General features: G+C 62.2%; 24 protein-coding genes. 8 read left to right on the top strand and 16 right to left on the bottom strand.

Features of this window, described 5'->3' with window-relative positions:
• Positions 1 to 37: 37 nt before the first annotated feature.
• From FN060_RS08735 to FN060_RS08760, 6 genes are all read left to right on the top strand, one after another.
• Positions 38 to 247 carry a cold-shock protein gene (locus FN060_RS08735; protein WP_029618104.1) on the top strand — a complete coding sequence of 70 codons (210 nt, stop codon included), beginning with the start codon at positions 38 to 40 and terminating at the stop codon, positions 245 to 247.
• A gap of 248 nt (positions 248 to 495) precedes the next feature.
• Positions 496 to 738, top strand: coding sequence for a 30S ribosomal protein S21 (rpsU, locus tag FN060_RS08740; protein ID WP_077546881.1), 243 nt, complete (start codon positions 496 to 498; stop codon positions 736 to 738).
• Between the two features lie 59 nt (positions 739 to 797).
• On the top strand, positions 798 to 1,004 hold the full coding sequence (locus FN060_RS08745) for a hypothetical protein (protein WP_052638514.1): 207 nt from the start codon (positions 798 to 800) through the stop codon (positions 1,002 to 1,004).
• 106 nt (positions 1,005 to 1,110) lie between these two features.
• Positions 1,111 to 1,248 (top strand): hypothetical protein, encoded by a 138-nt coding sequence (locus tag FN060_RS08750; protein ID WP_183949677.1) that lies wholly within the window; start codon positions 1,111 to 1,113, stop codon positions 1,246 to 1,248.
• A 223-nt stretch (positions 1,249 to 1,471) separates the two neighbouring features.
• Positions 1,472 to 1,732 (top strand): hypothetical protein, encoded by a 261-nt coding sequence (locus tag FN060_RS08755; protein ID WP_142587709.1) that lies wholly within the window; start codon positions 1,472 to 1,474, stop codon positions 1,730 to 1,732.
• A 176-nt stretch (positions 1,733 to 1,908) separates the two neighbouring features.
• On the top strand, positions 1,909 to 2,541 hold the full coding sequence (locus tag FN060_RS08760) for a DUF922 domain-containing Zn-dependent protease (RefSeq protein ID WP_142588451.1): 633 nt from the start codon (positions 1,909 to 1,911) through the stop codon (positions 2,539 to 2,541).
• Positions 2,542 to 2,594: 53 nt separating this feature from the next.
• Here the strand turns inward: FN060_RS08760 and FN060_RS08765 are convergent, their stop codons facing one another.
• Entirely contained in the window at positions 2,595 to 3,392 is a 798-nt protein-coding gene (locus FN060_RS08765) for a PRC-barrel domain-containing protein (RefSeq protein WP_142587710.1), read from the bottom strand.
• A gap of 113 nt (positions 3,393 to 3,505) precedes the next feature.
• Positions 3,506 to 4,519, bottom strand: coding sequence for a tRNA dihydrouridine(20/20a) synthase DusA (gene dusA, locus FN060_RS08770; protein WP_142588452.1), 1,014 nt, complete (start codon positions 4,517 to 4,519; stop codon positions 3,506 to 3,508).
• 138 nt (positions 4,520 to 4,657) lie between these two features.
• Here dusA and FN060_RS08775 point away from each other — a divergent pair, with 138 nt between their 5' ends.
• On the top strand, positions 4,658 to 5,185 hold the full coding sequence (locus FN060_RS08775; protein WP_142587711.1) for a gamma carbonic anhydrase family protein: 528 nt from the start codon (positions 4,658 to 4,660) through the stop codon (positions 5,183 to 5,185).
• 39 nt (positions 5,186 to 5,224) lie between these two features.
• Here FN060_RS08775 and FN060_RS08780 read toward each other — a convergent pair whose 3' ends face one another.
• From FN060_RS08780 to FN060_RS08820, 10 genes are all read right to left on the bottom strand, one after another.
• On the bottom strand, positions 5,225 to 5,512 hold the full coding sequence (locus FN060_RS08780) for a hypothetical protein (RefSeq protein ID WP_142587712.1): 288 nt from the start codon (positions 5,510 to 5,512) through the stop codon (positions 5,225 to 5,227).
• A gap of 67 nt (positions 5,513 to 5,579) precedes the next feature.
• Positions 5,580 to 6,605 (bottom strand): fatty acid desaturase, encoded by a 1,026-nt coding sequence (locus FN060_RS08785; RefSeq protein ID WP_142587713.1) that lies wholly within the window; start codon positions 6,603 to 6,605, stop codon positions 5,580 to 5,582.
• Positions 6,606 to 6,683: 78 nt separating this feature from the next.
• On the bottom strand, positions 6,684 to 7,064 hold the full coding sequence (locus FN060_RS08790; protein ID WP_077546450.1) for a DUF6481 family protein: 381 nt from the start codon (positions 7,062 to 7,064) through the stop codon (positions 6,684 to 6,686).
• Between the two features lie 170 nt (positions 7,065 to 7,234).
• A complete protein-coding gene (locus FN060_RS08795; protein ID WP_077546451.1) occupies positions 7,235 to 7,444 on the bottom strand; it encodes a cold-shock protein in 210 nt (69 codons plus the stop codon).
• A gap of 275 nt (positions 7,445 to 7,719) precedes the next feature.
• The gene (locus FN060_RS08800; protein WP_142587714.1) at positions 7,720 to 7,959 is read right to left on the bottom strand and encodes a hypothetical protein; all 240 of its coding nucleotides are present in this window, start codon (positions 7,957 to 7,959) and stop codon (positions 7,720 to 7,722) included.
• Positions 7,952 to 8,170 (bottom strand): hypothetical protein, encoded by a 219-nt coding sequence (locus tag FN060_RS08805; protein ID WP_142587715.1) that lies wholly within the window; start codon positions 8,168 to 8,170, stop codon positions 7,952 to 7,954. The genes FN060_RS08800 and FN060_RS08805 overlap by 8 nt, the downstream gene beginning before the upstream one ends.
• 216 nt (positions 8,171 to 8,386) lie before the next feature.
• Entirely contained in the window at positions 8,387 to 8,515 is a 129-nt protein-coding gene (locus FN060_RS23370) for a hypothetical protein (RefSeq protein ID WP_280514322.1), read from the bottom strand.
• A 447-nt stretch (positions 8,516 to 8,962) separates the two neighbouring features.
• A complete protein-coding gene (locus FN060_RS08810; RefSeq protein WP_142587716.1) occupies positions 8,963 to 9,370 on the bottom strand; it encodes a Fur family transcriptional regulator in 408 nt (135 codons plus the stop codon).
• The gene (znuB, locus tag FN060_RS08815) at positions 9,367 to 10,188 is read right to left on the bottom strand and encodes a zinc ABC transporter permease subunit ZnuB (protein ID WP_142587717.1); all 822 of its coding nucleotides are present in this window, start codon (positions 10,186 to 10,188) and stop codon (positions 9,367 to 9,369) included. The genes FN060_RS08810 and znuB overlap by 4 nt, the downstream gene beginning before the upstream one ends.
• Positions 10,181 to 11,086 carry an ATP-binding cassette domain-containing protein gene (locus tag FN060_RS08820; RefSeq protein ID WP_142587718.1) on the bottom strand — a complete coding sequence of 302 codons (906 nt, stop codon included), beginning with the start codon at positions 11,084 to 11,086 and terminating at the stop codon, positions 10,181 to 10,183. The genes znuB and FN060_RS08820 overlap by 8 nt, the downstream gene beginning before the upstream one ends.
• Before the next feature lie 110 nt (positions 11,087 to 11,196).
• Between FN060_RS08820 and znuA the strand changes: the two genes are divergently transcribed.
• A complete protein-coding gene (znuA, locus tag FN060_RS08825; RefSeq protein ID WP_142587719.1) occupies positions 11,197 to 12,183 on the top strand; it encodes a zinc ABC transporter substrate-binding protein ZnuA in 987 nt (328 codons plus the stop codon).
• 114 nt (positions 12,184 to 12,297) lie between these two features.
• Here znuA and FN060_RS08830 read toward each other — a convergent pair whose 3' ends face one another.
• From FN060_RS08830 to FN060_RS08845, 4 genes are all read right to left on the bottom strand, one after another.
• Positions 12,298 to 13,911 carry a glycoside hydrolase family 43 protein gene (locus tag FN060_RS08830; RefSeq protein WP_142587720.1) on the bottom strand — a complete coding sequence of 538 codons (1,614 nt, stop codon included), beginning with the start codon at positions 13,909 to 13,911 and terminating at the stop codon, positions 12,298 to 12,300.
• A 60-nt stretch (positions 13,912 to 13,971) separates the two neighbouring features.
• Positions 13,972 to 15,015 (bottom strand): L-glyceraldehyde 3-phosphate reductase, encoded by a 1,044-nt coding sequence (gene mgrA, locus FN060_RS08835; protein ID WP_142587721.1) that lies wholly within the window; start codon positions 15,013 to 15,015, stop codon positions 13,972 to 13,974.
• A 63-nt stretch (positions 15,016 to 15,078) separates the two neighbouring features.
• A complete protein-coding gene (locus FN060_RS08840; RefSeq protein WP_142587722.1) occupies positions 15,079 to 16,212 on the bottom strand; it encodes a Gfo/Idh/MocA family protein in 1,134 nt (377 codons plus the stop codon).
• A gap of 25 nt (positions 16,213 to 16,237) precedes the next feature.
• A complete protein-coding gene (locus FN060_RS08845) occupies positions 16,238 to 17,002 on the bottom strand; it encodes a sugar phosphate isomerase/epimerase family protein (protein ID WP_142587723.1) in 765 nt (254 codons plus the stop codon).
• Positions 17,003 to 17,038: the final 36 nt, after the last annotated feature.

Genomic DNA, 17,038 nt, shown 5'->3' on the forward strand with positions numbered 1-17,038 from the left:
ATACGACCGGGCCCACCAACGATTGAAGGAAATCGTCATGAATACAGGTACCGTCAAGTGGTTCAACAGCACCAAGGGCTTTGGCTTCATCCAGCCCGATAATGGCAGCCAGGACGTTTTCGTCCATGTCTCCGCCGTTGAGCGCGCCGGCATGCGTGGCCTGACCGAAGGTCAGAAGATCAGCTACGACATTGTCCAGGACAAGCGTTCGGGCAAGAGTTCTGCAGACAACCTGCAGGCCGCCTAAGGAATTTCATTGCCCCGCGTGACCACGGATGTACTGGCACGCTTGAGGCGATGATGTGGAAGGTCGGGAGCAGTCCCGGCCTTTTGTTTTTCCCCTTGGGTGGATCGTCACATGCTTTGTGTTCGAGGGCATGTGATTGAACGACCGTGGAGCAGAACGACCTGTTGCCCCATGGATCGAGTATAGAGGTCGAGCCGGGCAAGTTTCGGCTCAGGAAATGACGGCCATTGGCCGGAAAGGAGTTATTTTTGCAGGTACTCGTCAGAGACAACAACGTCGATCAGGCCCTTCGGGTCCTGAAGAAGAAGATGCAGCGGGAAGGTCTCTTCCGCGAGATGCGGGCGCGTAGCGCCTATGAAAAGCCGTCTGAGAAGCGGGCACGTGAGAAGGCGGAGGGAGTGCGGAGGGCACGCAAGCTCGCTCGCAAGAAAGCCCAACGCGAGGGATTGCTTCCGGCACCCAAGAAAAAGGTCGTCGGTCGAGGCCGCTAGCACCCGAACGGCGCGGTCCAGGTGACCGCGTCCGCCCTCGGCAGATATAGGAGCATGCCATGACAGCCACCACAGAAGAGTTCTTCAAACCCGCCAAGCTCTCGGCGCAGGCGAAAGCCGAACAGACCAATTCCGTCGTGCGCGATATTCTCGCTGCGGAAACTGCTGCGAGAGAAAGCAAAACAGAGAAATTGAAGGCGTTGCGACTGGCCCAGGCCCAGCCGGAACCCGCACCAAAGAAGCGCGGTCGCAAAACACCTGCGTGAGTTCTCCCGCGCGTCCACAGACCGACGCAATAATCTCCCGGACCCATCCAAGCCTTGACAGCGCTAATGGGAAGCTTCATGGCTCACCTCGCAAGGAGAGCAGACCATGACGGAAGATCATCGCAGCAACGGGCTCTGGGAGAAGGCCTTCAACGTTGACTCGCAGTCCGGAACGGGCCGCTTTGTGGCTCTTGTGCTCGCATTCGTCGTCATTGGTGGCGCCCTCTCCTGGTTTGTCGGCTGACCCACCGGTTCCATGGCCGGTTCAGGGACCCTACCCGGCGGACTGCCGCCATCAGCCGCCTGCCTGAGTAACCGGCCTCCCGCACCTAAGCGCTGGCGGACGCTGCTATATTAGCAAGCTCTGCACAAGCTTTCTAAGCCATACCTACCTTCAACTTAGGTCTTCCTGTTGGCGACAATACCCACCGGCACTCGCCGGGGGCTAACGGTATGGATTGCGACGCATGCTGCAGCAGAACGGAACCCCTTCACCCGTACCACTCGCACCTGATGACCTAGAGCTCTTGCAACGATTCCTCGAGGCTTGGTGCCAAGAGAACGGGGTTGATTCTTCAGCCGACTCGGCTGCCGATATCGCCGCGGCTTTGATCGACTGGTATCTGTTCAAGGTTGATGATCGGAGCCAATTGAAGCTGGCATTGGATGAGAGCCTGACTGCAACACCGCAACTGCAGCGGCTCGTGGGCAAGCTTGACGAGATGTGAGTGCCGAGCCGCGAACAGGATTTGGTCGTTTGTCGCACAGCGGCCCGCTCGTCCCGATCTCAGCCGTGCTGTGAGCTAGACGCTCCCCTCTCTTCCCCTCGGGACGGCTCTCGCCTAGGGTTCGCCTCATGTCGCGTCTTAACCTCCCCACGAAATATGCTTCGGCCGTGGCCGCCATGCTGGCCATTGGCATCAACCCGAACGCAGCCATTGCGCAATCTCTTCCAGCCCAATCATCGTCAGCCTTCCCCGCTGCGCCCCTTCCTCCGGCCGAGCCTTGGCAGCCGGTGGAGCAGGTAAAGACTTATGCGATCCGGGGCGCGACGGGCATCGATCTTTACCGTTCTATCGGAGAACGTGGACCCGCCGCCGGCGTACAGGCCATCGCCCATACTAGCTTCAAGCTTACCTGGACGCGCGACTACCGCCCGCAGCCCGACGGCTCCTGCGTGCTGGCGGTGGCGAAGCCGAAGCTAATCATCACCTATACGCTGCCCGAAGCGCCATCCGGCCTGCTGCCAGTGGTGGCGGAGAGATGGCAGCGGTTCGTTGCGGGGGTGGAGACACATGAGCGGGTACATGGTGACCAGATCGTCGATATGGTTCGCGGCATCGAGGCGTTCAGCCACGGCCTGACGGCGGCGGACGATCCGAAATGCCAGAAGGTGCGTCAAAAACTGCAGGCGCGGCTGAAGGAGTTCTCCGACGAGCGGGTGCACCAGTCGCGTCAGTTCGATGAGGTCGAACTGACGGAAGGCGGCGCCGTCCACCAACTGATCCTCAGCCTGGTGAACTCGCCGGACCGCTGACATAGAAAAACCCCCGCGGCAGGCGCCACGGGGGTGAGATAAGGATGCAGCTCTTACTGCTGGGGCTGAGTTTCGCTGCGTACGCCTTCAAATGCGGGCGCGTCTTCCAGTTGCTGACGGGTGACGTTCAACACGATCCGTTCGGGCAGGCCGTCGGGGCCGATCATGATCGCTCCGTCGTTGCCGGCATTATTGGCAGCCATCTGGTCATCACCGGTGGCAGGCATTCCCGTGCCGGTCGTGCCAGCACCGGGGGCGGCGGCGCCGTCGGTCGCGGCCGTATCGGTGCCCGTTGCAGCCGTACCCGCTCCGCCGGCCGGCGGCATGGTGGTGTTGTCGGTGTTGGTCGAAGCCGTTGTCTCACCCGAGACATCGCCCGGCGCAGCGTCAGGGTTAGCGCGGGATGCCTGGTTGGCTTCGGCCTGAGTTGCGCCCGGACCAAGCTCAAGGGCGCCCATGTCGACGGCGACGTTCTTCTCGCCGATACCAAGGAAACCGCCGACACCGATGATCACGGCATTGACGGAGCCATCCTGGCTGACGAGCACGTCATTGATCTCACCGATGCTCTCGCCGTCCGAACCATAGACAGCCTTACCCTGGAAATCGCTGACGCGCCATGCGCCAGTCTCCGGAACGGTAACAAATGGGCCTTCAGTCGTAGCACTGGCGTCCGCAGACTGATCCATCGGCATTGGGTTGGTTGCGCTCGGGGTGGTCTGGGCATCCTGATCGGCTGCAGCACCAGGATTGGTGATCGTCGTGCCGGATTCGCCGGTTGCGGTCTGCGCCATCGCGGCCATCGGGAAGGCAGCCGAGAGAAGAAGAACCGGAAGTAGACGCTTAGCCATTTTGAGAGCTCCTTGTGGTTGGTCAGGTCGTTTGCAGGGGACAAAGACCTAACCCGAGAGCCACGGCATGGTTCCGCGATCGAGTTGAATAAACTAGATGTGAAGCGGCCCCATCAGCCGACCTGGCGCGTAGTTCTACCCTCGACATCCACCACCGCGAAGGCGGCAGCAATCACCTCCGGCCCGGCGCCAGGGCGGGTGGATTCTGCTGAGAGTATCTGCCGGTACCGGCGAGCGCCGGCGAAGCCCTGAAAAAGCCCCACCATGTGGCGCGTGACATGGTTCAGGCGCCCGCCCGCCGCCATCACCCGGTCCGCGTAAGCCATCATCGCATCACGCAGCGCCGTCCAATCCGGCTCCTGGTGCGGTTCAGCGAAGATTGTTTCGTCCACCTCGGCCAGAAGCCCCGCATTCTGGTAGGCGGCTCGGCCGAGCATCACCCCGTCCATTATGGCAAGATGGCGGGCAGCCTGGTCGAGGTCCGTGATCCCGCCATTGATGCCGAGGAAGACATCCGGGTTCTCCCGCTTCATCCTGTGGACGATCTCGTAGTCGAGTGGCGGGATTTCGCGGTTCTCCTTCGGCGAGAGCCCCTGCAGCCAAGCCTTGCGGGCATGGATCCAGACGGCGTCGACCCCGGCGCCGATCATCCTCGCCAGGAAATCCGGCAGCACAGCCGACGGCTCCTGCTCGTCCACCCCGATCCGGCACTTTACCGTCACCGGCACCCTTGCCACGCGTTTCATCGCGGTCACGCAGTCGGCCACCAGCTCCGGTGTCTTCATCAGGCAGGCGCCGAATGTGCCGGACTGGACCCGGTCCGAGGGGCAGCCGACATTGAGGTTGATCTCGTCATAGCCGTAGTCGCCAGCGATCCTCACCGCCTCCGCAAGCTTAGCCGGGTCCGACCCGCCGAGCTGCAGCGCCACAGGATGCTCCTCCGGCGAATGCGAGAGAAGTCGCTCCCGCGGCCCATGAATGATCGCATCCGCGACGATCATCTCGGTATAGAGCAGCGCATGCGCCGTCAGCTGCCGGTGGAAATAGCGGCAGTGCCTGTCAGTCCAGTCGATCATCGGTGCGACCGCGAAGATCTTGCGGCCCGTCTTCAACGCCTCGGCGTACATGGCAATCCTTTCGTCGCCGCCGCTCATACAGGAAGCGCGACACCTTCGCCAGTTTTGCTCGTCCTCGTCTGCCGCTAGGATGGTATGGAATCGCGCCCGACACAGCCAGGGCGCCGTCACGTCCGGGAGGAGACCATCATGCCGCTTTACGCCTTAGGAGACATCCAGCCGAAGACCCCTGCTCCCGACCGCTACTGGGTCGCACCGACGGCGACCGTCATCGGCGACGTGCATATGGGCGAAGACGTCGGCATTTGGTTCGGGGCGGTGCTGCGCGGCGATAACGAGCCGATCATCCTTGGTGCCGGCACAAATATCCAGGAAGGGGTGATGATCCACAACGATATCGGCTTCCCCGTGACCATCGGCGACGGCTGCACGATTGGCCATCACGCCATCATCCACGGCTGCACGATCGGCGAGAACGCGCTCGTCGGCATGGGCGCCACTATCCTCAACGGCGCCAGGATCGGCAACAACTGCCTTGTCGGCGCCAATGCGCTGGTCACCGAGGGCAAGGAATTCCCGGACAACTCGCTGATCGTCGGCTCGCCCGCGAAGGCGATCCGCACGCTCGACGAGACGGCGGTAGCGGCGCTTCGGAAATCGGCCGCCCACTATGTCGAGCGCTGGAAGCTCTACGCCCGCGACCTGCGGGCGCTTTGACCCCGTCCGGCGCCGTAACGCGCACGGACGCCGCCAACGCTACTTGATCTTCAGGAGATGCATCTTGCCTGCCATGGTGATGGCATGCGGCGATTCCTCTGGAGCAACCCCATCGTTCAAGGCCTTCACCAGCCCGTGCTCGCGCAGTTCCTTCAGCGTCGCCGTTGTCAAGAACTTGATCTTCTGCGGCCGCTCCTTGAAGCGGTCGTTCCTGGCATAGGTCACCTGCGCATCGAGGTGTGTCCACTTCTTGCCTTCCTGCGGATGGACGTCACCGTCCTTGGCAAGCTTCAGTCCCCGAACCTGGGTCGGCGTCAGTTCGATCATCTTTTCGTCTTTCGTAGATCGTATTGGAATATAATAGCACCGGTCATGGCTGACCTGGGGCTGTGAGTTATTGAGCAGCAGTTCGGAACGAGACCAGCTTTTCGCGCTCCTCGTCCCAGAGCACCAGCTTTACGCACCGCAGGCTGTCCAAGATCGTGATGCGGCCAATGCCTGCCAACTCCGGATGGTCGCGAAGGACTTCCGGCAGCCGGTAGTATGGAATGCGGCTCGCCAGATGATGCACATGGTGGATGCCGATATAGCCGGTCAGCCACTGCAGGACCGGCGGCAGGTCATAGTGCGACGCGCCGTGCAGGGCAGCCCGCGGAAACCGCCAGTCTTCGCCCGTCGACCAGTGCGTCTCTTCAAACTGGTGCTGGACGTAGAAGAGCCAGATGCCCGCAGCACCGGCAAGCAGAACGATCGGCAAATGGATCAGCAGAAACGGTGCGAAACCGACGGTGCCGATGATGGCGACCGCAAGGGCGAGAATCGCCGCATTCGTCCCCATCGTGGAAATCCACGGTGCAGCACCCGATCTCATCATCCCGAACGGCAGCCGCTGCTTGAGCAGGAAAAGATAGGCCGGCCCGATGCCGAACATCACGAGCGGATGCCGATAGAGCCGGTAGCCCAGCCGCCCCCACGGGGAAAGCGCACGATATTCCGCGACCGTCAGGGTCGTGATGTCACCCACGCCCCGTTCGTCCAGATTGCCCGCGGAGGCATGATGGGCAGCATGGGCGCGCTTCCAGTAGTCGTAAGGCGTCAGCGTCAGAACCCCGAGCAGTCGACCGGTCCAGTCGTCGAATTTGCGGCGGGCAAAGAACGATCCGTGACCGCAGTCGTGCTGGATCATGAACAGTCTGAGCAGGAAAGCGCTGGCGGGCAGGATGGCGATCAGCCCCGGCCAAAATTCGCTCAACAGCGAATAGCAGGCGATAGCCCAAAACAGGGCGAAAGGCGCCAGCGTAACGACCAACTCGAACGCGCTCCTGCGGATACGGGGCTGGCGGTATTTTGCCAGCGTCTTCAGCCACGCGCGTGGATCGTCTTCGACATCTAGAGCGGGCGGATAGACATGTGCGTTCATTGTGTGGGTCCGTGTTGCTCGCCCAGCAGTCCTCCGCGGGCGGTAGCTGCGTCATGGTCGACGCAGCTAGTTAGTGGATCAGGATTGACGAGCCTTGCGGGCCGCATAGCGACGGTCGCGCTCGGCCTTGCGGGCTGCCTCGTCCGCGATGACGCGGGAGACTCGATCGGCCATCTCGGCCTGCCGGGCTTCCGCCTCGGCCTTTTCCTCTGCTTCGGCTGCGGCCGCCACTGCTGCCGCCTCGGCCAGCTCGCGCTCGCGTTCGGCAGCCTTCAGCGCCTCACGCTCGGCGCGGCGTGCTTCCCGGGCCACGCCTACTGCCTGGCGGGCCGCAAGCTTTTCCTGCATTTCAGGGTCGGTCGGCTTCGGCGCAGAAGCGAACTTCGCCAGGAGCTGGCGCTTTGCATCTGCAGCGGCACTACGCCGTTCCGCGAAACCGTTGTCGTTCGGGTGTCTCAATCGTTAGTCCTCTTCATTGTAGTCGTTGTTGTCGCGGGTGCTACCCGCCGGTTCCCGTATGTGCAGAAACGCCTGCGCCCGCAACGAGAAAAGGCCAGACATTACGCCTGGCCTTCTTGAACCTCTTGCCGCAATGCCAGTACATCCGTGGTCATCGCGGCGAAAAAGCGTTAGGCAGCGCGCAGCTGGCCTGCGGACATCTTGCCCGACTTGTTATCGCGCTCCAGCTCGAAGCCGAGCTTCTGGCCTTCGACGATCGAGTTCATGCCTGCACGCTCTACAGCGGAGATATGAACGAAGACGTCCGAGCTGCCGTCATCCGGCTGAATGAAGCCGAAGCCCTTGGTGGAGTTGAACCATTTTACTGTGCCAGTGGTCATGACGAACCCTTTCTTAGCAACGAGAATTACCACCGAGCGACGCCCGGCGGGGTTTCGATCTTTGAGAGAGGGAAGTTCGTCAAGAAACGCGCGAGGCGCGGCAAAAAACAAATATCGGCAAACAAACTATCGATGTGCCCTATATAGGCGAGGCGGGCGACGACGTCAACTTCTTGTTATCAGAATGCGCATAATACAACCAATAGGTGAATCTATCTCAAGCAATCGCCTCGCCCGCGGTAGAAGCCTCGACCAGGAGAAGAGACCGTCGGCGGCTAGCCGATGCGACGCGCAAGAGGATAGGCTTCGGCCTCATAGAGCCATTGCATTTCCTGTCCCCCGAAACGAGCCTCGTCCACCTCCAAGATGGATCCCTGAAGCATGGATGGCGGCATGTCCTCGATCGCAAAGCGCAGGGCTTCCGCGACCGTATCGAACCTCCTGTACCGGATGTGGCTGGTTCTCTTCACGGTCTTGCAAGGATAGAGGCCGGCGCTCGCATTGTAATCAACCATGGGATTGTTTCCTTGCCGCGGGGCTGAACAGGGCCTTCGAGGCGTCGGGATGGCCGCGCTTGTCCAAACGTTCCTGGCGCTCGTCCTGTTTCGCCTTGCGCATCCGGATCGTCTGCCGCAGCCGAAATTCTTCCAGTTTGGCAGCATTGCTGCCTGCGGCGGCGGGATGCCTGAACAGGCTCTCCGCCGCATCGCGGGTAATATCAATCATGTCGTGTTTCCTTAAAAACGGTAGGCGGCACGCTTTGTCGTGCCTGCAAGCTTCTGCGTTGCGAGAGCGGAACGGGGCGTTCAACACTCCGGGACACGCAATCGAGCCTCGTCGGAGACTTGGGATCCGCTGTGTGTGCCACTCTTTAAATGGCGACGTTCGAAATCCATTCAAGACGACGCCGGGGCCGTTTGGCCGACCCTGAGGGCGGCGATGCTATTTCTTCTGCCCGGCAGCGGCTGCGAACTTGACCTGCGAACCCTGTGGGGCAACGGTCGCCTGGACGCTCTTGTCCTTCTTCGGCTTCCGCGCTTCCTTGTTGCTTCTCATCTGACCCTTGGCCATGGAAATCTCCTGACATCCTGCTGTCGACGGATATGCGTGCGGTCTTGGCGGACAACTAGACTGCCGTTGGTGCCGGCGGGGAGGCCGGCGCAACAAGCATCCTGATGGGAAGCGGCAAGGACAGTGTCCGCCTGCCTGTAGTCGCGATCCTTATCCGTGGGGAGATGGCGGACGCGGCGCTGGGGGTGGCGTCAGATCGCCCGGTCGCGATGTTCTCGCGATAGCCACATCCGCTGATGCGGACGAGATTGCGGGACAGGGTATATCGGTGAAGGTCGGAAGACATCTTGTCCTCCTTTCGTTGGGGCCAGGGTATCCAGCCCCGAAGCAGCAGCGCCCTTGAGTCTGGCTGCTGACGAGTCACTTTGCGCCCTTTGACCCGTGAAAGCAACTTATATCACCACAACCGCAAAGGCGGAGAGAGCCGCAGAGCAATTGCGCTTCGCTTCAGGCCGCGCAGGCATCGCAAAGGCCACGGATCTCGATCGTCGTCTTGGCCGGCTTGAACTTCCGCTGTCGAGCCCAGTCGTCGAGCCGATGGTCGACGGCGTGGTCGTGGAACTCGACCACATGGCCGCAGCTCTCGCAGATCGCGAAGGCAACGGTGCCATGGCCGTGGCCGACGCAGCACTCCTTCTCCTGGTGGGCACAGGCAACGAAGGCGTTGAGGCTTTCCAGCCGGTGAACCATGCCGCGCTCCAGGAGCTTGTCCAGCGCACGATAAACCTGCAGGGGCGCCCGGAAGCCGTGCTCGCGCAGCTTGTCGAGAATGGTATAGGCGCTGAGCGGCGCATCCGACCGCGACAAGACGTCGAAGACCAGCGACTGATTCTTGGTCAGGGCGGGAGCGGTCATGAACGAATTCCTCCGGTAGTGGTGTCCGCTCCGACGCGGTTGAACGGCAGCAGGCTGGCGATGAAGAGCACCAGCGCGGCAACCACGATGGATGGCCCGGACGGCGTGTCATAATGTAGGGATCCGAACAGCCCCCCTGCAACCGCCAGCGCTCCGATCACGGACGCGAGCACTGCCATACGTTCCGGGCTTGCTGAAAACCGGCGGGCAGTGGCGGCCGGAATAATCAGCAGCGACGTGATCAGCAGGATGCCGACGATCTTCATCGCGATCGCGATCACCAGTGCCATCATCAGCATGAAGAGAAGCCGTGCCCGCTCCGGTTTCAAACCCTCGGCCTCCGCGACGTCCTCGCTGATGGTGGAGGCGACCAGCGGGCGCCAGAGCCAGACGACCGCGGTGAGCACAACCAGTCCGCCGCCCCAGATCAGCGCGATGTCCTCACGGGTGACGGCAAGGATGTCGCCGAACAGGAAGGCCATCAGGTCGATCCTAACCCAGCTCATGAAGGCGACCAGCACGAGCCCGATGGCAAGCGTCGAATGCGACAGGATGCCGAGAAGCGCATCCGCCGACAGTGCCTGCCGACGCTGCAGGAAGAGCAGGATGAGCGAAACCACCACCGCAACGGCGAAGACACTTGCCATCAGGTTGAGCGAGAAGAGCAGCGACAGCGCGACGCCGAGAAGCGCCGAATGCGCCATGGTGTCGCCGAAATAGGCCATCCGCCGCCAGACGACGAAGCAGCCGAGAGGCCCGGTAGTCACCGCTACGCCGATACCGGCGAGCAGCGCGCGGATAAAAAAGTCGTCAAGCATGGCGCGCCGCCTCCCCGTCTTGGCTGCCGTGGTCGTGGCTGTGGTGAACGTGCCCGTGAGCGTGATCATGACCTTGGTGATCGTGATCGTGGCGATGATGCCCGTCTTCGGGATGGCAGTGTTCGGTGATCGAACCGTCGCCGTGCAGCACGCGGCCGTCCGGCAGATGGGTGTGGTCGTGCTGATGGCTGTAGAGCGCAAGCCCACGGGCATTGGCACCGAAGAGCCGCTGATAGTCCTCGCTGCGGCTGACGCTGTCGGGCGTACCGCGGCAGCAGACATGGCCGTTGAGGCAGATCACGGTGTCAGTCGCCGCCATGACCATGTGCAGGTCGTGAGAGATGAGCAGGATGCCGCAGCCGGTCGCATCGCGAATCTGGCGGATAAGATCGTAGAGCGCTGTCTCGCCAGCAAAATCGACCCCCTGCACCGGCTCGTCGAGAACCAGCAGGTCAGGCTTTCGAGCGATGGCGCGGGCCAGTAATGCCCGCTGGAATTCTCCGCCCGAAAGATGGCGCACCTCGGCATCGATCAGATGAGAGATGCCGGTCGCCGAAAGAGCGGCAATGACATCGGCCTCCATCAGCGTGTTGGTCAGACGCATCAGTCGGCGGACCGATAGCGGCATGGTCCAGTCGATCGAAAGCTTCTGCGGCACGTAACCAATGCGAAGGTTGCCAGCGTGGGCGACTGTACCCTCATTCGGACGCAGCACCCCGGTCACGAGCTTTGCCGTCGTCGATTTGCCGGCGCCGTTCGGGCCGATTAGCGTGAGGATTTCGCCGCGGCTGATCGAAAGATCGACGCCCCGCACCAGCCAGCGTCCATTGCGCTGGATCCCCGCCCTCTGCAGGTCAACGAGTTGATTGCGGCCCTGCGACCCGCTCTTGTCTTGCATCAGCATCTTTTTCTCGCGCCCGGTTGCCTGCCGCTATGACACACGTTATAGCATAACGCAACTGATGTAATAACATTACGCTTGCATGCAAGCCCGACAAGGAAGTCACGATGAAAGCTCGCGCCCTTCTCCTAGCCAGTTCCATCCTCCTCTCGGCCTCGGCAGCCGCCGCTGCCCCGGAGGTCGTAGTGTCAATTAAGCCGATCCACTCGCTGGTCGCTTCCATCATGAAGGGTGTCGGTGAGCCGAAGCTGATCGTGGAAGGTGCTGCCTCGCCCCATACCTTCACGATGAAACCCTCCAATGCCCGGGCAGTCGAGGGCGCCGACATGGTATTCTGGATGGGACCCGGCATGGAGGCCTTCCTGAAGAAGCCGCTGGAAGCGCTGGCGTCCGACGCGACCGTCGTCGAACTCGACGATGCGGAAGGCCTGACCAAGCTGCCATTCCGAGAAGGCGGCGCCTTCGAGGCACATGAGCATGACGACGAGGGCCACGGCCCCGATCATGAGGAGACGGCAGAGGATGATCACGACCGCGCCGGCGAGGCGGCGGAAGACCATCATCATGATCACGGCGAGTTCGACACCCACCTCTGGCTCGACCCGATGAATGCCAAAGCCATGGCTGCTGCGATCGAAAAGGCCCTCGCCGAAGCGGATCCCGAGAACGCGGAGGCATATGCCGCCAACCTGGTTTCGCTAAACGGCAGGATCGATGCGCTCGACAAGGAGATCGCCGAAACGATTGCGCCGGTGAAGGACAAGCCGTTCATCGTTTTCCACGATGCCTACCTATATTTTGAGGACCACTACGGCGTGCGCGTCGTCGGTTCGGTCACTGTCTCTCCGGAAGTAGTGCCAGGGGCTGAACGGGTGCAGGAGATCCGTCAGAAGGTGCAGGAGCTTGACGCCGCCTGCGTCTTTGCCGAGCCTCAGTTCGAGCCGAAGCTGATCCAGGTGGTGACCGAAGGCACGGACGTCCGCTCGGGCACGCTGGATCCCGAGGGTGCCACGCTGACAGAAGGCTCGGATCTCTATTTCGACCTGATGCGATCGATGGCGACAAACCTCAAGGCCTGCCTGTCCGGCGCTTAAAGCAGACGGCGGACTAATCGGGTGAAGGGCGGTCCCTGCCGCCCTTTTGATTCATGTCACCATCCGGTGATGTAGTGATTGCAGCGGTTTATTTCTCGACGTTGATATTTAAGTTCAGCCATCGATCGCTTCATAGACGAAGCGGCTGAAGTCTGCCGGTCTCGCGCGTCCCGTGGTGTCGAAGGCGAAGACCCCGGCAAAGGCGCCGGTAAACGAGCCGTGTTCGCCGCGTCCGCCCTCGTCGGAGATGACGCCTGCATCGAGTGCGGGCCCGAGTGCCTGCCAATCGTTGCTGCCGCCGGCTCGCCATGAGAACTGCAAGTCGTTATCGCGGATCTCCATGGCCAGGTCGACCGGGCCGTCCGGCACCGCCACGCCGCTGTCGGCCGGGAAGATCATCCGGCCGTGCGGGAAATCGCCCGGGCAGGAGAAGATCGTCACCACGCGGCCGTGCTTCTCATGGAGCGTCACCACCACGGCGTGGAACTTGTGACGGTTGTAGTAGTGCGTCAGGCCGGCCACCTGCTGATAGGTATCCGGCAGGAAGTCGACGGTTGTCTCCGCGCGGAAGGAGTGATGCTCCTGCCGGCGGGCGACCAGCGCCTGCTCGAACCAGGAGCCGATGCTTTCACGCCCGTAGAGACGCAAGTGGCCCGGCCGCTCGGAAAGGCTGAAGAGACGCTCCGGCTGTGGCGTACGCAGCCACTGGAACTCCATCGGCAGCGGTCCCGGCGCGAACCGGGTCTCGATGCGCGACGCCTTTTCGTGCCGCTCGACATCTACTGGCGCCGGGACATCGACATCCGGCACGACGCCGCCGTGGGCGAGATAAAGCCAGTCGTCCTTCCAGATGCACTTCTGCAGAGCCGTTTCGCGACCGAGTGTGCAGCGCCGTTTCGGCGGCATCGGACGGCCGCAGAGATGCGTATGATAGGCCTGCCCATCCGGGGTCTCGACATACTGGCCGTGCCCTGCCCGTTGCAGGACGGCATTCGGAGCATCCTTCGACGTGATGAGATGCATGTTCGGATGCATCTCGTAAGGACCGTCGATAGCGCGCGACCGAGCCATGGTGACGGCGTGGTCGTAGCCGGTACCGCCCTCGGCGGTCGTCAGGTAGTACCAGCCATTGCGCTTGAAGAGGTGCGGCCCCTCGACCAGTCCGAGCGGGCTGCCGGCGAAGATATTTTTGATCGGCCCCTTCAGCGACTTCGTCTCCGGATCCCATTCTTGCAGCAGGATACCGTCGAAGGCGGGGCTTTTCGGCGCGCCACCATAGCTTTCCGTGCGGTGGTTCCACTGCATGTTGACGAACCACTTGCGGCCGTCATCGTCATGGAAGAGCGACGGGTCGAAGCCGGAGGAGTTCACATAGACTGGGTCCGACCACTCCCCTTCGATAGTCGGCGAGGTGACGATATAGTTGTGGGCGTCCTTGAAGTTGCCGTCATAGCGTTTGACGTCGGTATAGACGAGCCAGAACAAGCCATCGGCATAGGAGAGACAGGGCGCCCAGATCCCGCAGCTGTCCGGATTGCCGCGCATGTCGAGTTGACTTGCCCGCTCCAGCGGCCGGCGCACCAGCGTCCAGTTCACCAGGTCCCGCGAATGATGGATCTGCACCCCGGGATACCATTCGAAGGTGGAGGTGGCGATGTAGTAATCCTCACCGACGCGGCAGATCGACGGGTCGGGGTTGAAGCCCGGCAGGATCGGGTTGCGGATCATGATGTCTCTCCTCCCATAGGTCGTGCCCGGCAGCTCCCCGCCGGGCGCCTTTCGCCGACGCTAGCGCTGCGGTCCTTCGCGTTCCGCAGAGGCGGCCCACAGGTTGATGTCCGCCTCCTTCGCGTGACGGTCGATCTCCGCCAGTTCCTCGGCGGTGAACTCCGGATTGTCGAGCGCCTTGACGCAATCCTCCACCTGCTCCGGACGGCTGGCGCCGATCAGCGCAGTCGTCACCCGGCCACCGCGCAGCACCCAGGCGATCGCCATCTGCGCCAGCGTCTGGCCGCGCTTCTGGGCGATCGCGTTCAGAGCCCTCAGGTTCTCTATATTACGGTCGTTGAGGAAGGCCGGACGCAGCGACTTGCCTTGGGCGGCGCGACTGTCTTCCGGAATGCCGGAGAGGTATTTCGACGTCAGCATGCCCTGCGCCAGCGGCGAGAAGACGATGGAGCCGATGCCGAGATCCTCGAGCGTGTCGAGGAGGCCGTCTTCCTCGATCCAGCGGTTGATCATCGAATAGCTGGGCTGATGGATGAGGATCGGCGTGCCGAGTTCCTTCAGGATGGCTGCTGCCTCGCGCGTACGCTTCGAGTTATAGGAGGAGATGCCGACATAAAGCGCCCTGCCCGACCGCACGATCTGGTCGAGAGCGCCGCAGGTCTCCTCGAGCGGTGTGTCAGGGTCGAAGCGGTGCGAATAGAAGATATCGACATAGTCGAGGCCCATGCGCTTCAGGCTCTGGTCGCAGGAGGCGATCAGATACTTGCGGCTGCCCCATTCGCCGTACGGTCCCGGCCACATGCCATAGCCTGCTTTCGACGAGATGATCAGTTGGTCGCGGTAACCGGAGAAATCGTTGCGAAGGATCTCCCCAAACGCAATCTCGGCGCTACCGCCGGGTGGGCCGTAGTTGTTGGCGAGATCGAAATGGGTGATGCCGAGGTCGAAGGCCTTGCGGCAGATCGCCTGTTTGCGCTCATGCGGCGTGTCATTGCCGAAATTGTGCCACAGCCCAAGCGACAGCGCCGGCAGCTTGAGCCCCGAGCGGCCGCAGCGGTTATACTTCATCTTCGAATAGCGATCGTCTGCCGGTTGCCAGGCCATGACATCCTCCTTCTGTCCTGATGCGAGGCGGGCACGGACGGCCCGCACCGCATTGATAGCCGATCAGCGCAGAAGCGCCAGCGCCTCATCGATGCCGAGTGGCTCCGGCTGGGTGCAGGTGGTGGTCATGTCGACGAACCGTCCCTCCTCACCCGATTTCAGGATCGAGGTAAGCACGTCGATGCCATGCAGCGAGCGGTCGAGGGAGCAGCGCGGGTCGCGCTTCTCGATCAGCGCCATCGCCATGTCGGCAAGGCCGGCGGTGCGGTAGTTCGCACGAGGGCCGCTCGGGTGCTCCTGGTTGGCCTTGGAGAACGGATGATCCCAAACGGGCAGCGGCTTGATGTCCTTGTCGCGGCCGGAGGCTTCCACGAGACCGCCGAAGAAGTTCGGATCCGGAACGTAAAGCGATCCCTCGGTGCCGTAGAGTTCCATGTTGGCATGACGGTGGGACCAGACGTCCCAGCTCGCCGACATGGTGATCGTCGCACCGTTCACGAACTCCAGCAGCGCATGGATGTTCGTCGGCGTCTCGACCGGGATCGTCTGGCCCGCGAGCGGCTGGCTGGTGATCGTGCGGGTCGGGTTTGCCATGGAGGTGAGTGCTGCGACCCGCTTCACCGGTCCGATCAGGTTGATGAGGTTCGCTACATAATATGGACCGAGGTCGAGGATCGGACCGCCCCCCTTGAGGAAAAAGAAGCCGGGACTGGGATGCCACATTTCCATGCCCGGGCTCATCACATGGCAGGTGCCAGACGTGATGCGCCCGACGCCGCCCTCGTCGACATACTTGCGGGCCAACTGGTGCGCGCCGCCGAGGAAGGTGTCCGGTGCGCAGCCGATGGCAAGGTTCTTCGCCTTGGCGATCCGCCGCAGTTCCTCGCCTTCTTCCAGCGACAGAACCAGCGGTTTTTCCGAGTAGACGTGCTTGCCGGCTTCGAGGATCGCCTTGGAGACGCGGAAATGCGCGTCCGGGATCGTTAGGTTGACGATGACGTCCAGCTCGTCATTCGCGAGCAATTCGTCGATCGTCTGCGCCTTCACTCCGTATTCCTTCGCCCGCAACTGCGCGGCCTCCGGATTGAGGTCGGCGCAGGCGAGCATCTTGATGCCCTTGAACAGCGGCGCCAGCGCCAGGTAGGTGATGGAGATATTGCCGCATCCGATGATGCCGACGCCGAGTTCCTTGGCCATGTGGGGCTCCGAAAATGCTGGGGTATCAGTATGTCTTGAAGGCTGCGATCGAGCGGGAGATCAGCCGTTCCAGGTCGTTGGGGTTATCGTGCTCGACGATGAAGTGCTTCGCGGGCGTCTTCTCGCGTAGCGCCGCCATCAGGCCCTTCCAGTCCACGGTCCCGTGGCCCACATCTGCCCAGCCATCCTCGTCCGTATTTTCACCGGCACGCGCGATGTCCTTGACGTGGACAGCGGTGATGCGGTCGCCGTAGCGGTCGATCCAGGCCATCGGGTCGGCGCCGCCGCGGATGACCCAGGCGATGTCGGCTTCCCAGGCGAGATCCGGGCCGCCTTCAAGGATCTGCTCCTGGGCGGTCGTACCGTCTTCCAGCGTCTTGAACTCGAAGTCGTGGTTGTGCCAGCCGAAGGTGTAGCCGGCGTCCTTGTAGCGCTTGCCGACTTCCGAAAGCCGCTTGCCGAAGGCGCGCCAGCCAGCGGCGTCCGTCGGACGCTGATCCGCGACGAGATGTGGGCAGTAGATCGCTTCCATGCCGAGCGTCTTCGCGATCAGCAGGGCCTGCTCCCGCTGCTTCTCGAGAAGATCAAGCCCGAAGTGACCCGTCGACATGGTCAGGCCGTTGGCGTCAAGATCGGCCTTCATCGCCTTCAACTGGCTTTCGTCCATGCTGGCATAGAGGCCGCCATAACCCTCGACCTCCGCATAGCCTGCCTTGGCGAGCGCGGTCAGCGTATCGGCAAGAGGCGGGAAATTGCGCGCGCTGTAGAGCTGGAAACCGAGTTTCGTCATGTCATCCTCCCTTGGGCCGTGGGCCCGTCTGCTGAA

Source organism: Pseudorhizobium halotolerans (assembly GCF_902153235.2).
In the GTDB taxonomy this organism is placed as follows: Bacteria; Pseudomonadota; Alphaproteobacteria; order Rhizobiales; family Rhizobiaceae; genus Neorhizobium; species Neorhizobium flavum.

Bases quoted from the DNA above. Each gene is read 5' to 3' on its own strand.
- FN060_RS08805 (WP_142587715.1), bottom strand. From the start codon at position 8,170: ATGATTGATATTACCCGCGATGCGGCGGAGAGCCTGTTCAGGCATCCC.
- FN060_RS08780 (WP_142587712.1), bottom strand. From the start codon at position 5,512: ATGATCGAACTGACGCCGACCCAGGTTCGGGGACTGAAGCTTGCCAAG.
- FN060_RS08760 (WP_142588451.1), top strand. From the start codon at position 1,909: ATGCTGGCCATTGGCATCAACCCGAACGCAGCCATTGCGCAATCTCTT.
- FN060_RS08775 (WP_142587711.1), top strand. From the start codon at position 4,658: ATGCCGCTTTACGCCTTAGGAGACATCCAGCCGAAGACCCCTGCTCCC.
- FN060_RS08810 (WP_142587716.1), bottom strand. From the start codon at position 9,370: ATGACCGCTCCCGCCCTGACCAAGAATCAGTCGCTGGTCTTCGACGTC.
- FN060_RS08750 (WP_183949677.1), top strand. From the start codon at position 1,111: ATGACGGAAGATCATCGCAGCAACGGGCTCTGGGAGAAGGCCTTCAAC.
- FN060_RS08840 (WP_142587722.1), bottom strand. From the start codon at position 16,212: ATGGCCAAGGAACTCGGCGTCGGCATCATCGGATGCGGCAATATCTCC.
- FN060_RS23370 (WP_280514322.1), bottom strand. From the start codon at position 8,515: ATGGCCAAGGGTCAGATGAGAAGCAACAAGGAAGCGCGGAAGCCGAAG.
- FN060_RS08765 (WP_142587710.1), bottom strand. From the start codon at position 3,392: ATGGCTAAGCGTCTACTTCCGGTTCTTCTTCTCTCGGCTGCCTTCCCG.
- znuB (WP_142587717.1), bottom strand. From the start codon at position 10,188: ATGCTTGACGACTTTTTTATCCGCGCGCTGCTCGCCGGTATCGGCGTA.
- znuA (WP_142587719.1), top strand. From the start codon at position 11,197: ATGAAAGCTCGCGCCCTTCTCCTAGCCAGTTCCATCCTCCTCTCGGCC.
- FN060_RS08795 (WP_077546451.1), bottom strand. From the start codon at position 7,444: ATGACCACTGGCACAGTAAAATGGTTCAACTCCACCAAGGGCTTCGGC.
- FN060_RS08820 (WP_142587718.1), bottom strand. From the start codon at position 11,086: ATGCAAGACAAGAGCGGGTCGCAGGGCCGCAATCAACTCGTTGACCTG.
- FN060_RS08735 (WP_029618104.1), top strand. From the start codon at position 38: ATGAATACAGGTACCGTCAAGTGGTTCAACAGCACCAAGGGCTTTGGC.
- FN060_RS08830 (WP_142587720.1), bottom strand. From the start codon at position 13,911: ATGATCCGCAACCCGATCCTGCCGGGCTTCAACCCCGACCCGTCGATC.
- mgrA (WP_142587721.1), bottom strand. From the start codon at position 15,015: ATGGCCTGGCAACCGGCAGACGATCGCTATTCGAAGATGAAGTATAAC.
- FN060_RS08785 (WP_142587713.1), bottom strand. From the start codon at position 6,605: ATGAACGCACATGTCTATCCGCCCGCTCTAGATGTCGAAGACGATCCA.
- FN060_RS08845 (WP_142587723.1), bottom strand. From the start codon at position 17,002: ATGACGAAACTCGGTTTCCAGCTCTACAGCGCGCGCAATTTCCCGCCT.
- FN060_RS08745 (WP_052638514.1), top strand. From the start codon at position 798: ATGACAGCCACCACAGAAGAGTTCTTCAAACCCGCCAAGCTCTCGGCG.
- FN060_RS08800 (WP_142587714.1), bottom strand. From the start codon at position 7,959: ATGGTTGATTACAATGCGAGCGCCGGCCTCTATCCTTGCAAGACCGTG.
- dusA (WP_142588452.1), bottom strand. From the start codon at position 4,519: ATGTACGCCGAGGCGTTGAAGACGGGCCGCAAGATCTTCGCGGTCGCA.
- FN060_RS08755 (WP_142587709.1), top strand. From the start codon at position 1,472: ATGCTGCAGCAGAACGGAACCCCTTCACCCGTACCACTCGCACCTGAT.